The sequence below is a fragment of the Bordetella tumbae genome, from assembly GCF_965139195.1.
Classification (GTDB): domain Bacteria; phylum Pseudomonadota; class Gammaproteobacteria; order Burkholderiales; family Burkholderiaceae_B; genus Bordetella_A; species Bordetella_A tumbae.
Window position 1 is genome coordinate 248,322 of record NZ_CBCSJH010000002.1, and the last position, 13,981, is coordinate 262,302.

Annotated in this window: 14 protein-coding genes and 1 pseudogene; 6 read left to right on the plus strand and 9 right to left on the minus strand. The window is 58.8% G+C overall.

The features are described from left to right. Positions 1-180: 180 nt before the first annotated feature. From ACNA0J_RS04745 to ACNA0J_RS04760, 4 genes and pseudogenes are all read left to right on the plus strand, one after another. Positions 181-823, plus strand: a pseudogene (locus ACNA0J_RS04745) (IclR family transcriptional regulator); the annotation flags it as partial. Between the two features lie 61 nt (positions 824-884). Next, the gene (locus ACNA0J_RS04750; protein WP_415816920.1) at positions 885-1,778 is read left to right on the plus strand and encodes a LysR family transcriptional regulator; all 894 of its coding nucleotides are present in this window, start codon (positions 885-887) and stop codon (positions 1,776-1,778) included. 166 nt (positions 1,779-1,944) lie between these two features. Further along, positions 1,945-2,922 carry a Bug family tripartite tricarboxylate transporter substrate binding protein gene (locus tag ACNA0J_RS04755; protein ID WP_415816922.1) on the plus strand — a complete coding sequence of 326 codons (978 nt, stop codon included), beginning with the start codon at positions 1,945-1,947 and terminating at the stop codon, positions 2,920-2,922. A gap of 45 nt (positions 2,923-2,967) precedes the next feature. Continuing rightward, complete coding sequence (locus ACNA0J_RS04760) at positions 2,968-3,639, plus strand: isochorismatase family protein (RefSeq protein WP_415816924.1); 672 nt, start codon at positions 2,968-2,970, stop codon at positions 3,637-3,639. A gap of 211 nt (positions 3,640-3,850) precedes the next feature. On the opposite strand, the gene ACNA0J_RS04765 is transcribed toward ACNA0J_RS04760, so the two are convergent. From ACNA0J_RS04765 to ACNA0J_RS04775, 3 genes are all read right to left on the minus strand, one after another. Beyond that, complete coding sequence (locus tag ACNA0J_RS04765) at positions 3,851-4,831, minus strand: Bug family tripartite tricarboxylate transporter substrate binding protein (RefSeq protein WP_415816926.1); 981 nt, start codon at positions 4,829-4,831, stop codon at positions 3,851-3,853. Positions 4,832-5,021: 190 nt separating this feature from the next. Further along, complete coding sequence (locus tag ACNA0J_RS04770) at positions 5,022-5,252, minus strand: hypothetical protein (RefSeq protein ID WP_415816928.1); 231 nt, start codon at positions 5,250-5,252, stop codon at positions 5,022-5,024. A 29-nt stretch (positions 5,253-5,281) separates the two neighbouring features. After that, complete coding sequence (locus ACNA0J_RS04775) at positions 5,282-6,703, minus strand: amidase (RefSeq protein WP_415816930.1); 1,422 nt, start codon at positions 6,701-6,703, stop codon at positions 5,282-5,284. Between the two features lie 139 nt (positions 6,704-6,842). Here ACNA0J_RS04775 and ACNA0J_RS04780 point away from each other — a divergent pair, with 139 nt between their 5' ends. Next, positions 6,843-7,526 carry a TetR/AcrR family transcriptional regulator gene (locus tag ACNA0J_RS04780; protein ID WP_415816932.1) on the plus strand — a complete coding sequence of 228 codons (684 nt, stop codon included), beginning with the start codon at positions 6,843-6,845 and terminating at the stop codon, positions 7,524-7,526. Between the two features lie 88 nt (positions 7,527-7,614). On the opposite strand, the gene ACNA0J_RS04785 is transcribed toward ACNA0J_RS04780, so the two are convergent. From ACNA0J_RS04785 to ACNA0J_RS04810, 6 genes are all read right to left on the minus strand, one after another. After that, a complete protein-coding gene (locus ACNA0J_RS04785) occupies positions 7,615-8,169 on the minus strand; it encodes an OmpA family protein (protein ID WP_415816934.1) in 555 nt (184 codons plus the stop codon). 5 nt (positions 8,170-8,174) lie between these two features. Beyond that, complete coding sequence (locus ACNA0J_RS04790; protein ID WP_415816936.1) at positions 8,175-8,648, minus strand: hypothetical protein; 474 nt, start codon at positions 8,646-8,648, stop codon at positions 8,175-8,177. Positions 8,649-8,796: 148 nt separating this feature from the next. Further along, positions 8,797-10,179 (minus strand): tripartite tricarboxylate transporter permease, encoded by a 1,383-nt coding sequence (locus tag ACNA0J_RS04795; protein ID WP_415816938.1) that lies wholly within the window; start codon positions 10,177-10,179, stop codon positions 8,797-8,799. Between the two features lie 2 nt (positions 10,180-10,181). Beyond that, positions 10,182-10,736, minus strand: a complete 555-nt coding sequence (locus ACNA0J_RS04800) for a hypothetical protein (protein WP_415816940.1) — start codon at positions 10,734-10,736, stop codon at positions 10,182-10,184. After that, positions 10,736-11,656, minus strand: a complete 921-nt coding sequence (locus ACNA0J_RS04805; protein ID WP_415816942.1) for an isocitrate lyase/PEP mutase family protein — start codon at positions 11,654-11,656, stop codon at positions 10,736-10,738. The genes ACNA0J_RS04800 and ACNA0J_RS04805 overlap by 1 nt, the downstream gene beginning before the upstream one ends. 10 nt (positions 11,657-11,666) lie before the next feature. After that, positions 11,667-12,428: an SDR family NAD(P)-dependent oxidoreductase gene (locus tag ACNA0J_RS04810; RefSeq protein ID WP_415816944.1), complete on the minus strand. Its 762-nt coding sequence runs from the start codon at positions 12,426-12,428 to the stop codon at positions 11,667-11,669. Positions 12,429-12,595: 167 nt separating this feature from the next. Here ACNA0J_RS04810 and ACNA0J_RS04815 point away from each other — a divergent pair, with 167 nt between their 5' ends. Next, positions 12,596-13,981, plus strand: a complete 1,386-nt coding sequence (locus ACNA0J_RS04815) for an aminotransferase-like domain-containing protein (protein ID WP_415816946.1) — start codon at positions 12,596-12,598, stop codon at positions 13,979-13,981.

Below are 13,981 nucleotides of genomic sequence, written 5' to 3' on the forward strand. Positions count from 1 at the left end.
GCAATGCCACCGCGATTGCTTGAATAATTAAATTTTATCCAATAGAATTAAGTTCTTTTAAATAGAATATGATCTTCGACCCTTGATTGTCAAGGACGAGGATCGCCGCGCCATGCCCCGCTACCCTGTCCGCGAACCTGATCCTTCCCAAGTCGCCGAGGGCGGCGTCGCCGCNGNNGNTCGTGCCTTGGCTGTCCTGACTGCCTTTCGAGCAGAAGACACTGGCCTGACCTTGCGCGAGATCAGCGACCGGGTGGCATTGGTGCCCAGCACAGTCCTGCGGCTCTTGGCCTCGCTCATCCATGCGGGTTTTGTGCAACGTCATGCCGATGCCCGCTACACGCTCGGGCCCGCTACAGCGCAACTGCATCGCGTATACGCCGCCTCGTTCAGCCTGCAGGACGTCGTCCTCCCCACCCTGCGCGCGCTGGTTGATCAAACGCTGGAAAGCGCGTCTTTTCATGTGCGCCAGGGCGATCAACGGCTATTGCTTTATCGCGTCAACTCGCCTCAACCCCTGTCGGATCAAAGCCGCGCGGGCGATTTGCTGCCGCTGGACAAAGGCACGGGTGGGCACGTATTGCAGGCGTTTTCCGGTGCGCCAGGCGCTCACTATGAGCGTATTCGACAAGATGGCTATATGAGTCTGCCCGTCAGCGATCGCTCGCGTGACCTGGCGGGGATATCTGCGCCCGTGTTCTATCCAGGCGGAGAGCTCGCCGGTGCATTGACGCTGACCATGCCGGCACATCGTTTTCGCAAGACCCACGTTCCTGTGTTGCGGCGTGCCGCCAAAGCGCTGACAGAGGCACTTGGCGGATAATTCGCCCGCAGCTTGGGGGCACGCCTCTGTTCCTGCTTGCAGGGGTTTCTTGGAGCAACGAATGAATCTGGCCTTCTTCGCTACCTTGAACGCTGTCATCAAGTACGGCAGTTTTGCCCGCGCGGCGCTGGAGGTGAATCTGTCGCCCAGCACGGTGAGCCTGCAGATGAAGCGTCTCGAGGAATACTACGGACAACCGTTATTTGATCGCAGCGCATCGACCATCAAGCCCACTCCCCTGGCTCATGAGGTGGCCGGCCTGATCAGCGGTACGCTGGAACAAATGGAATCGTTGCGGCGGCGCGGGTCCTCCGTGATCGAGGGCTGCGTTGCGCTGGGCGCCATCGAGAGCATGCAGGCCCATATCCTGCCCGAGGCCATGCGATATCTGCGCGAGCATAGCCCTCGGCTCACGGTCAGGCCCGTACGGGATACGAGCCACGACCTGTTGAACGGCCTGAAAGAAGGCACGATTGATGCGGCCATTGTGGCGTTTGCCGACGATGAACGTAACAAGCGGCTGGATTGGTATCCGCTCTTGCAAGAGGAAATGGTGCTGGTTGCGCCAAAGGACGTGGCGCAAGACAACGCTGCAGCCATCTTGCAGGCTCATGACCTGATCCGCTATGGACGGGGGTCCAATATTGCTGTGGCCATCGATCGGTACTTGGCAGCGTCGGGCAACACGGCCCGCGGGACGCTGGAAATGGATTCCACGCATGCCATTCTCGCCATGGTTTCGGCGGGGCTCGGGGTCTCCATTCTGGCCTGGCCTGACCGTCGCGCCTTTGTCGGTTATCCGGTACGCGAGGTACGGCTGGGTGAACACGCCCCGCGGATGCATTTCTCGCTCGTGACCCGCCGCGGCGAGACCTCTGACCGCGTGCTATCGGTCATAAAAGATGCGGTCGTCCGCGCCGCCAATGTCGCAGCGGGCCGCAATCGCTGGCTCTAACGTCTCGCACGGCATTCGATTTTCCTCATTTGCAAGTGTGAAATCCTCGCTGGAGGCTGGCTCGCCTCGTCCCTAGAATGATCGGCAGCAGTTTTCAAGAGCCGGACGGCGGCTGGTCGCACACCAGCGCCATACCGGCACGGAACAATCCGTACAAGGGGAAAACATGACTGTTCTGTTCAAACGCGTGGCTCTCGCTGCGATGAGTATCACCATGCTGTCGGCCGCATCCGCCGTCAACGCGGACACCTATCCCAGCAAACCCATTACATTCGTTGTCGGATATCCGCCAGGCGGCGCCAGCGACGTCATCACACGCCTGATTGCCGGCCACATGCAGACGGCTCTGAAGCAACCGGTCATTATCAAGAACCAACCCGGCGTCAATGGAAATATCGCCACCGAAGAGGTCGCGAAAGCGCCGGCCGACGGCTATACCCTGCTGTTGGGAACCATCGCCAACGCCATTAACGCCAGCCTGCTGAAGAACATTCATCACGACGTGAACAAGGACTTCATTCCCGTCGTACAGTTCATGTCCTCGCCCAGCGTGCTCGTCGTCACCGCCAAGCTGCCGGTAAAAACCGTGGATGAGCTGGTGGCGCTCGCCAAAGAAAAGCCGGGAGCGCTGAGCTATGCCTCGACGGGGTCCGGCAGTTCTCCCCATTTGGCAGGCGAATTATTCAAACTGCGCACGGGCACCGATCTATTGCATGTCCCCTACAAGGGGGCTGCGCCCGCCTTGACCGACGTCATTGCCGGACACGTCCAGACAGGCTTCAAGACAGCATTGTCTGCGTTGCCCAGCATGCAGGACGGCAGTATCAGGCCGCTGGCGGTGGCTGACAAACAGCGCATGCCCGATCTGCCTGACGTTCCTACGATGGCCGAGGCCGGCTATCCCGATTTCGAGGTGCTGTCCTGGAATGGCATCTTTGTGCCGGCCGGCACGCCGCCCGAGGTGGTGCAACGATTGAATGCCACGGTCAACGAGATCCTCAAAAACCCCGAGATCGATAAACGTATCCGCGGCATGGCCGGCCGTCCTGGCGGAGGCACGCCGGAAGAATTCCGCGCCCTGGTGCAGTCGGAAACCGAAAAATGGGGCGAAGTCATTCGCAAGAACGACATCACACAACAGTGATCTACGCCCAGGCAATACCGCAAACAACGCAGTCAGGAGCAATGGATGGACAAGCTGGAAAAATGGCGTGGCTACGTGCCGGACGCAGAGTTGGAAACCTATCGTAAAGGGGGATTCGCCAATCGCCTGGGCATCGGCAAGCGGCCGGCGCTCGTGAATATCGATACCACGCATATGTTCGTGGATCCCTCCTATTCGTTCTGCGGCGCGGCCATGCCCGAACTGATGTCCGCACTGGAACGCATCACCGCCCTATTTCGCCAGTTGAATCTGCCGATCTACTACACCCGCCGCGATGATCGTTCCCTGCCGTCATACCGCGGTGCGTGGAACTGGAAACTGGCCAAGCCCGACGATGTGCAATTCGTCGCGGACCCCAAGGCAGATGAATGGCCCGAGGCATATGGCCCTCGGCCAGGCGATCGCGTCGTCATGAAAAACAAGCCATCGGGATTCTTCGGCACCATGCTGGCAGATTTTCTACGCTATGACGAAGTCGATACCGTGATCATGGTGGGGATTTCCACCTCTGGTTGCGTGCGCGCATCGGCCGTGGATGCGTTCTCGCACAATTTTCGAGTCGTTCTGGTAGATGATGCTTGCGGCGATCGCAGTCCGCAGGCACACAAGGCGAATATGTTCGACCTGGACATGAAATTCGCAGACGTCGAGTCATTGGATTACGTCCACGATGCATTGGTGGCGAAGTTTGGTTGATCGCGATTAACCGATTATTGTCTAGCCACAAAAAAGCGCTGATCGAACATATCGATCAGCGCTTTTTTTTGCCACTGGGCTGCCATGCCCCTCGGGGGCAACAAGCCGCAGGCGCAGCATGGGGGGGATTTTATATCCCGAGCTGATTGCCGGTTGGATTCGGCACTATGTTGATTCACGCACCGGTCAACAGCAATCAGCACTTAAGCCATTATTTCTCGACTTTCTTGCGCGCTGAGGCCGCCAGTTTCTCGTACAGCACGAGCTCCCGATCGATGGTCTTTGCAAAATCTGCCGGCGTATCCTGCAGCACCGGCATCATTCCCATTTCCAGGACTTGCTTTTTAAAATCCTCGGATATCACCAGCTTGTCCAGCGAAGCCTTCAGGGTATCGATGACCGCCTGAGGCGTGCCGGCCGGCATCAATAATCCCGTCCAGGAATCAAAGCGGAAGTCCGGCATGCCCGACTCAGCGAACGTCGGCGTATCCGGTAATAGCGCATAGCGTTCGGGTGATGCCACCGCCAATACTCGGACCTTGCCACTCTTGATGTGCGGCAGGACGGACCCCAATGTCGCAAACGACATGTCGACGTGCCCGGCAATCAAGTCCACCATCGCCGCTGCCGCACCCTTGTACGGTACGGGCGTGATTTGGGTGTTGGTCAACTGCGTGAACAGCTCCACAGCCAGCAATGGCGATGCGCCTTGCGCGGCCGCGTTGTATTTGTTTGGCGCCTGGCGCACTGCCTCGACAAACTCGCTGAAATTCTTGGCCGGAAAGTCATTACGCACCACCAATACCGTCGGCGCAATCGCCACTGTGCGTACCGGCATCAGGTCTTTGCGGCTGTCTACATCCAATCCCTCGGTCATCCACGGATTGATCGTCAGGTTCAGGCTGGCCACCAATCCCGTATAGCCATCGGGCCGAGCGCGAGCCGCGGCCTTGGTGCCGATATTGCCGCCCGCACCGCCCTTGTTTTCAACGATGAATTTCTCGCCCAGATCCGATCCCAGATGTTGGGCAATCAATCGCGCGATCAGGTCCGTCGGTCCCCCTGCTGGGAAGCCTACAACCAAATTGACCGGTTGGCTCGGGTAGGTGTTTGCCATGACGGCGGGCGCGGCCATCATGCCCAGACACAGCGGAATCAAGGCGACACGCCGCAAAAGAGTCGAAAGCTTCATGGTTGCGGCTCCCTCAGAAAACAAACAGAGCGTTGTGACGCGTATAAGCTGACGCGTCATCAAGTGTGTGAGATATAACGTCGCGAATGCACTGCATGATTTTCCTCTTGAATCGTTATCGTGCCGGGAAATATTCAGCCGTGCTCTTCCGGCAGCAGAACACGTGGTGTGGTTCACAGATGGCTAAGGATCATGTTTGTCCAGTGCCTGCTTGCACCTCGATGTCGTGCCGGCGTCCCGTCATGGGCTGGACGGTCTTATCCGCCACTCTCGGGATATCGCGACCCGCCGCTAATGCACGACGCAGGTTCGCCGCGGCGCGTGACAGCTCTTCTCCCACAGGCGGCGTCTGACCGCATTCCTGCCAGATAATGCGTACTGCCGACTCCAACGCGGCAAATTCGAATTCGGATGTAGACATAATCAGACCGGGCTGTGTGCCGAAGAAGTTTATCGAGATACCACCTGCGCGCGCCTGGGCTGCGGGGTAAAGTGGCGTTCTACTGCGCGGGCGGTACGCATCAAGCGCGCCTCCTGCAGAAATCCCGCGGCCAATTGAACGGCGACAGGCAGCCCGTTGTCGTCAAAACCCGCAGGCACGGACACGGCAGGATGCCCCGTCAATGAAAACGGGCTGCCTGCCGAGCGCGCGGTAAAGTCGATCACGGCCTGCTCGTCGGTGAGTGCCGGCGCAACGCGATCCGTCATGGGCAACAACAGCACATCGACATCGCCAAATAACGCATCCATACGCGCCACCAGCTCGCGCCGCTGCCGCAATGCCGCGAGGTAATCGGCCGCACGCATATACATGCCGATTTCCAGCTTTTCACGCAAAGCGCGGCCCATCAGGGTGCGATGTTCCAGATAGTCTTGCTCGTGAATCGAAAAGCTTTCGCTGCGGTTGATGGGCAATGCAATCGCCCGAAAATCGGCTGGCGCAAGCGGCAGTTGGATGTCGCGTACTTGCGCGCCCTGGTCGCGCAGCATGTCGCAGGCTTGATTCAAGGCCTCGTCGATGGCGGGCTCTACGCTATCGGCCGGGTCCAGGCGGCGTACCACCCCCACTCTCAGGCCTGCTACGCCGTCATTCAACGTAGGCAATAGCGGTTGCACGCCACAAGCCAGACTGGCCGGATCGGCGGCATCATGCCCCGCAATGGCCTCATATACGAGACACGCGTCTTCGACCGTCAACGCCAGAGGACCGGGTCCATCAAAGCTCCAGCAATTCGGCATCACACCATGGCGACTGATACGGCCAAAGGTGGGCTTCAGACCGACGACACCGCACGCGGCGGCGGGCAATCGCACCGACCCGCCTGTATCGGTACCGATCGCAAAACACGCCGTACCGGCAGCCACCGCCGCGCCGGAACCACTGGACGATCCGCCGGTGAAGTGACGAGGATTCCACGGGTTGCAAGCCGGTGGGTTCTCCAGATCGAAGTGCACGGCGCCAGTCCCCGTGCCGTACTCCCACGTGTTCAGCTTTCCCACCAGGATGGCGCCGGCTGCCTGCAGCCGTGCGACCAAGGTCGCGTGCAGCGACGGATCGTGACGCTGGGGCACTCTCGATCCGGCGGTCGTTGCCAGCCCTTTGGTGTAGATGTTGTCCTTGACGGCAAAAGGGATTCCATCCAACGGGCCGATACGCCGCCCCTCGCGGGCTCGTGCCGAGGCCGCCTCGGCCGCCGCCAGTGCCGACTCCCAATCATGGCGCAGATAGGAATAAATGACGCCGTCCACCGCCTGAATACGATCCAGGACCGCTTGCAGGAGGTCCGTTGATCGCAACTGTCCGCTGGCCAATAAAGCGCTGGCCTGGGCAATAGACAGCGCGGCCGGATCATCCGAGGAAAGGAAATTCAAACTCATATGTTTGTATAAAACAATCGTTTCAAATTAATGTTTAAATTATCATGTCGAGCAATCCCATGGCGCAAGACGTTTTTCCTCCGGGGAAACCCGAGTACGCCAAATATGGGGAACAGCCCCCGGACTGGACACCATGCAAGAATTCGCAGACACGGATAGCCGTAACAGCCCCAAACGCCAGGCCATCCTGGCCGCCGCCAAAGAGTTGGTGGCACGGAAAGGTCCAAACGGCACGACCGTGCGCGACATCACCGCCGCCTCGGGCGCCAATGGCGCCGCGGTGAACTATTACTTTCAATCGAAAGACGGGCTGGTGAACCTGGCTCACCGGGAGATCACGGGGGAAGTCAACCGCGAGCGTTTGGCCAGGCTCGATGCCTATGAGTCCAATGCCGCCGGACAGGCACTGGCGCCGCGCGACATCCTGGCGGCGCTGATCGAGCCTATCCTCACGATGTCGCGCTCAGCGGACGGCGGCAGCCTATATGTCCGCAGTGTGTTCCAGATGCGTATTGACGCGCGCACTGGCTACCATACCTTCGATATCAATCAGCACGTGGCGCGCCGCTTTATGGACGCGATTGCCAAGGCATTCCCGCAGCTCAACCGGGAAGCCGTGATTTGGCATTATGAATTCGCGCGCGGGTCAGCGATTCATATGCTGGCCAATCTGGACCCGGTCTCGCGCCGGTTTGAGTTATTGGCGAAAGAACCCGACCAGAAGCTGCCCGAGGCGCCTGCCTACGCGTTGGATCAAAAGCAGATTGATCGGGTCATCGCGATGATTCTGGCGGGGTTTGGCCAGCCGCTGGAGTGAGCCCGCGGCACTGACAAATCCAGACTCGAAGCCGTGTTTCTCGAGGCTGGTACGGGTCTCTGGTGAATTGGCGGAGGCTTGTATGGCCTCACGATTTCGGCAAAATGAACTCCACCCGGCGGTTTTGCGCGCGTCCGTCGGGATTGTCGGCCCCCTGGATCTCGTTGGGCGCGACCGGTTCAGACTCGCCACGTCCTTCCGCTTTCATGCGAGAGGCCTTGACACCGTTCTGCGTCAAGTATTTGACGACGGTCTTTGCCCTATCCAACGATAGCTTCTGGTTGTAGGTGTCAGCGCCACGCGCATCGGTATGACCGACGACTTTGACGGACTGCTTCGGCGTCTCGTTAAGCTTTTTGGCGACCTCGGCCAAGGTGTCTTGCGCCTGGCCGGACAATTCGGCGCTATCGAACTCAAACAGCACATCGCTCGCCACCGCAATGACCACACTATCGGCGGTCTCATGCACCGTGATACCTTTGGTGGCCTCTTGAGCGTCCATGTCGCGGATATTGACCTGCAAATCCCGGATATCGGAAACCAGCGGCCGAATCTCCGCCACGGTGTCCGCGCTCTGAGCCTCAACGTGAGCGGACAGGCTCATAGCCATCGCGATCAGCGCGATGTTAAGAACTTTTGCCATGATGCTTACTCGGCAGGCACGGCAAAAGGGCCCAGCGGTTCGACACCGGAGAGATAAAGCGTCACCTTCTGTCCCGCCGGCGGGGCCGGGAATACGCCGCTCCACGTTGCTAGCAACGGGCCGCTGCCACGCAGAGACACAGCGTTAGGAGCAAGCGGTACGCCTTTGGAATCCTTCAGCAGCAGATATTTCTTGTCACCGGAAAGCAGATAAAAACTGTTCTCATAGGTCTGGTCCGTGATGCCGGTATAGAGGACTTGCGACACCGACTTCCCCTCCTGCGTCGGCTTGAATCGGACTTTGATGGTCAGCTTGTCTCCGTCCCGAATGACGCCACTCACCTCGGCCATCGCGTTCCCGGTTGAAATCAGGCCGGTGGCCAACGGCTCATTGGCAGCGCCTTGTGCATATGTCATGGGTGACGCCAAGAACACAAGTGAAACGGTGGCAGCGACGACGGTAGCGCGGATATAGTTCATGTTGGGCCGACCTTCCTGACTGTATTCGGAATGGAATCGACGATCCTAGAATAGATCCCTGTTCTGCGCTATGAACTGCATCTGTAAAGACGTAGGGAATTGTTAGCAGGTGTCTACAACCATGGGCGCTGTACTCCGATAATCGTGATCACTTCAGTGCAGCGAGAATCGCCGGCACGCTCAATACCGCGGTGTAAAACCCCATACATTGCACACCCACTCCGAATCCCAGTGCGCGATTGAGGAATCCGCCGATCACGCCCATGGTGAGCGTCACCAGCAAGCCAGTCATTCCGCCTTCCCAGATGCCGATCACGACCACCAGCCCCACAAAACCCGCGATGATGGCCTCGTGGCACACGCGGCTCATCACGAATTTTGCTGCACGATGCGCGAAACGAATGGCAAAGGGATAAGCAATCAAGCAGGCAATCGCGACTGCCAGCAAGCCGTATCCCAGGAATTCCCAGACGTTCATCATGCTGTGCAGATTGTTGATCTGTCCGGTTGCCGTATCGATGGTGAAACGCGGCGGCGCGTTAAATAGGGGCGCGGCTGGCCCCACCGCGACGGGGCTCAATGGCAAACCGAACGCAATCAACGGGATCAGGGTCTCTGCAATGTAGGTCGCCTCGGTGACGCCATTGCGCACGGAGATCATGGAGGTCAGCCGATGGTAGGCCTGCTTGGCGCGGGTCGCTACCATTTCTCCCATGATGACCGTCATGGCCACCGGGCTGAAAACAAAGGTCGCGCTCGACACCACTGCGGCCGCCGTCGTCCAGCGCGTCTGGGTGCTATCGAGCACCTTCAGCGGATTGGGCAGATAGCCTCCCGAGGACTGCATATCCGGCGCCAGCGAGACGGTTCGGTAATCACTGCGCCGCATTTTGGCGCGTTCCACCGGGGACATCAGCCGTACCAGGTCGGCAATCAGCGGCCCGACGGCAATACCGAGGAAATAGCTGACGTTGACACTAGTACCCTGCGCTGTGGTGAACGACCGCAATGCGGCGATCACCATGACGAACGGTACCAGTGCAATCACCGACGCCATGCGCCCTGGAGAAAAATACGCAATGACAATCGACGCACACAGGAATATCCACGGCGACCAAGCTTTGATGACATCAGCATACGGGCTGAGAATGACGGCGAACAGCACCGCCAAGGGCAGCGACACGAAAGCCGCCACGGCAGCACCAGAGACCATTTTGCGAACGGCGATGTGCGGAACGCCCAGAGCCCGCAGCAAATTGGCTTCACGCATCAATGGCATGGCCATCGTATCGCCGGGGATGCCCAGCAATGCCGTCGGAATGGCATGCGCCATATGTTTCGCCACCGCTGCTGCCATGAAAAACGCGAATACGCCTTCCGGAGGAGCCCCCAGCAACACCACGAGCAAGGTCAAGGGTGCAATAGTTGCTGTTTCGTCACTGCCTGAAACCAAGCCGATTGCCGTAAAAATCACGGCACCCAGCAAGGAGTAGACGAGCGGAACCAATAGCATGGAAGAAAAGAAATCCATGATCAGGCCTTTTGATAGTTGCCGGTGGATGCGCTGCCTGGCTGTGTAGGCGAACGGGGAATTTGCTGCCGAGACGATACGCCGTCGAGAGCCTGAGCCTCCTGTTGCTCGGCATCGAGAAATAGCTGGTACAAGCCCAACGCCTTCATTTCCTCAATGGTGGCCGCTGGCGCCAGGCTGAGCTTGCCCAAACCGCCCACATCGAGTTTCAACTCGTCGATAGCATCCTGGCGGGTACTGGACTGCGAAATTTCTTGAACGATATGACGCTTCGGTTTGAATAGACGTGCACATATCATTGCACTGAGCAAGCACGCCAGCAAACCCACCAGCATGGCATAGGCACGTGCCACCTCGGCCGGTTCGATCCATCGTTGAAAAAGCGTACTGGCTGCCAAAAACGCACCCGCGCTCAAAGGAATACTCAACAGCAGCGAACGGCCCAGGTGGCGAGTGTCTACGGTATCGCTCCACACCTCGGCGAGATAGCGAGCATCGTCTGGCACAACATCGTTGATGCCTTCTACCCTTTGAGCGCTGGAAACATTCGAGCTCATCAGCGCGCCTCCTCATTCTGGCCCACACGCAGCGCACTCCCGTCGTTGTGCCCGAATTGATCCTGCACGCAGTACTGCTCGACGTTTTTATAAAACCGATCGTAGGGCATCAAGCTATTCAAGATTCCCTCATCAAAGCAGTATTCCTGCAACTTGGTCGCATCCTGCCCTTTATGAAAGGCCTCGCAGACCTGCCGGACCGCTTTGGCCGCCGCGAAGATAGTCAAAGGCCAATACACCGCCATATTGGCCCCCGCGGCTGTTTCCTCGGCAAGCGAGTCCTGGAAATCCACACTCGTCGTCACCAGCGGACCGTTGATACGCGCGCGAAACGCCTTGAGCGACTTGATTGAGCCTTTGAAAACGATAAAACCCGCGTCTGCCCCGGCAGCCAGATAGGCGTTGATGCGACGTACGGCGTCCTCCATATCGTCATTCAGATACAGCGCATCGGTGCGTGCAATGATCATGAAATTTTTATCGACGCGCGCATCGCAGCATGCGCGAATGCGTTCGCACATGACATCCGTGTCCAACAACACCGCCTGATGTGTCGTGTGCTTGCCAAACACGGTGTCTTCGATATGGATACCAGAAGCACCCGCTGATTCGAACTCGTGCACCGTGCGCCAGATATTGGCCGCGTGATACCAGCCTGTATCCGCATCGCACACAATTGGAATGGATGTTTCTTTGGCGATATCGCGCGCCAAACTCAACAAGTCGTGCAATTGCACGAGGCCAACGTCCGGTAATGCACCACGGCTGGCGCCCGTCACCAGGCTGCCGGTATAGACGACCGGAAACCCTGTCGACTCGACGATCTTGGCACTCAATACGTCATAGGCGCCCATCAGCGGGGTGCAAGCCTCTTGCGCCAACAGCTCACGCAGGCGGATTCGCTTTTCATACATGTTCATTGTGTTTCCCTCATTTCATGTACATCCCGCCATTGACGTCCATCGTCGTCCCCGTGACGTACGCGGCGTCATCGCTGGCCAGATACAACGCAGCGGCGGCGATATCATGGACTTCGCCATAGCGCCGCAAAGGAATGCCGTCTTTGACCGAGGGCGGATACTGCAAGACATCGGTCATCGCAGTCTGAATGGCGCCAGGCGCAATGGCATTGACCGTAACGCCATGCGGGCCCAGCTGTTTGGCCATGGCCTTGGTCAGGCACAGGACGGCGGCTTTGGTCACGGAGTAAGTAATTTCGGCGCTGACGCCGCCGACCTCGCCGGCCACCGATGCCATGTAGATGATCCGGCCGTGCTGGCGCTGTTTCGCCATAGGTGCATAGGCTTGCGTCGCATATACACACCCCATCAGATTGACGTCGATCACCTGCCGCCATTGCTCTGGCGTAATGTCTTCGATAGGCCGCGCGGGTCGCACGATGCCGGCGTTGCAGACCAGCACATCGACCTGACCGAACTTTTCTTGCGCCAACGCCAACATGGCCTGATTGTCGGTTGCCGATGCGACATCCGTACGAATGGCATGAGCAGCGTTGCCGTACTGTGCCGAAATCTCCTCGGCGGCGGTACGCGCACCGTCTCCGTCTATATCTGCGAGTACGACAGAGGCGCCTTCACGAGCATAGATCTCGGCAATGCCTCTCCCTATTCCACGTGAGGCACCCGTCACGACGGCCACCTTGCCTTCCAACTTCAATGGGGATAGACGCATCCCGATCTCCTTTCTTATTCATGCTGCCCACCGAAAACAGGATTCGACTGCGGGCCTTATGGGGCGCTAGTGTAGGGGGAGATTCAGGAGACTGTCTGGTACAGTTAGGCAATTATTTCCCAGTACCGTACCAATAGAAGGCTTGGTACAGTTGCAGGCCGGCCCTTATGTCCAAAGTCCATTACGTCGTGCAGAGCATTCTTGCCCGCATCCAGACCGGTGCGCTTGCGCCAGGCGAGCGTCTGCGTTCGTTACGCGAAGAAGCGCAGGTCATGGGGATATCAAAGAACACGATCGTCGAGGCCTACCTGCGTCTGGTTGCCCAGGGCATACTGCATTCAAAGCCCGGCTCAGGCTACTACGTGGTCAGAACCGCGCCACGGCGGCAGCAGATACCCGTATTGCCGTTTGCCGGCATCACCGACGGCGAAGCCCTGCTGACCGAGCAGCTCGAACGTCGCTTGCCAATACGCCCCGGCGACGGCCGGCTGCCACCCGAATGGCTGGGAGACTCCAAGCTGCGCAGCAGCCTGTCTTCGATAAAGCTGCTGTCATCGGATGCCTACAACTACAACAGCGCCTGGGGCTACCTGCCGCTGCGTGAGCGGTTATGCGGGGCCCTGGCGGAGCGCGGCATTACCGTACAGCCCGACCGCCTGCTGATGACGCAAGGCGCGAACCATGCCATGGACCTGGTGATACGAGGCTATGTCCAACCCGGGGATGCCGTCCTAGTCGAGGAGCCGGGTTATTACCCGCTGTTTTCCAAATTGAATTTGGCCCGCGCCCGTATCGTTGGTGTTAAACGCAACCAGGACGGGCCATGCCTGGACGACTTGCAAGAAAAGGCCCGCATCAGCGGGGCTCGCCTGTTCTTCACGCAGCCCCTGGCGCACAACCCTACCGGCGGGTCCATGACACTGGGCAATGCCTACGGGGTGCTACGCGTCGCAGAGAACCATGACTTATTGGTCGTCGAAGACGATCCCTTTGCCGACATCCTGCCCTATACCCTGCCCCGCCTGGCTGCGCTGGACCAGCTGCAACGCGTGATTTATATCGGCTCCTTTTCCAAGACCTTGGCAGGCAGTTTCCGGGTCGGTTACGTCGCCGCATCAAAGGCCCATGCTACCGAGTTGAGCCGGCTACTGGTGGCGACCTTGGTATCGACATCGGCTCACAATGAGCGGCTGGTCTTTTCGCTGATCGACCAAGGCCAGTACCTGCGCCATCTGCGTGCGTTGCGCACGCATGTCAGCCAATCCACGGAATGCGTGCGTCGTGCATTGGAATCTATCGGTTTGACTGTGCCTCACACCATGGAAGGCGGATTCTATTTATGGGTCCGCGTGCCGCCTGCATTGGCAGATGCCCGTGCCGTCAGCCATGCGGCGGCCCACGGGATATTTATTGCGCCATCAATGGCGTTTGCCGCAGGAACACCGCTCGAAAGCGCCATGCGCGTCAATGTGGCCCATGGCGCCAATCCCCTGTTTTTGCAGTGGCTGCAGAACTACGCAAAGGAGTGCGGAGTGGGATTGCCCTCTGCCTGA